Source organism: Pseudomonas sp. DCB_BI (assembly GCF_026240995.1).
Taxonomy (GTDB): Bacteria; Pseudomonadota; Gammaproteobacteria; order Pseudomonadales; family Pseudomonadaceae; genus Aquipseudomonas.
Genome location: NZ_JAPFCG010000098.1, coordinates 1 through 334, shown reverse-complemented (window position 1 = coordinate 334; position 334 = coordinate 1). Strand labels below are relative to the sequence as shown.

General features: G+C 62.0%; 1 protein-coding gene. It reads left to right on the top strand.

Going from position 1 to position 334, the window contains the following annotated elements; translation table 11 throughout:
* A partial coding sequence (locus tag OO258_RS27430) for an immunoglobulin-like domain-containing protein (RefSeq protein ID WP_266035076.1) occupies window positions 1-334 on the top strand: 334 nt, incomplete at both ends.

Below are 334 nucleotides of genomic sequence, written 5' to 3'. Positions count from 1 at the left end.
TGGACAAAACCCAGGTCAGCACCACTGTCACCGACGAGCCGGGCACCCCAGGTACCCCGAGCAACCCAGGCGGCGGCAACGAAGGCGACCTGGTCAAGGTCACCATCACGGCCGACCAGACCTCGGTGGCCGAGAACGTCAAACCGACCTTCACCGTGCACATCAACCAGCCGCTGGATCACGACCTGGTCGTGACCCTGAGCAACGATGCCAAGGTGACCATCAAAGCCGGTGACACCAGCGCGCCGTATGAGCACGTAGCGCAGGGTGACGACGTCTACAAGGACTCGGGTGAAATCAGCCTGGGCGTCAAATCGGCTGTGGATATCGATGG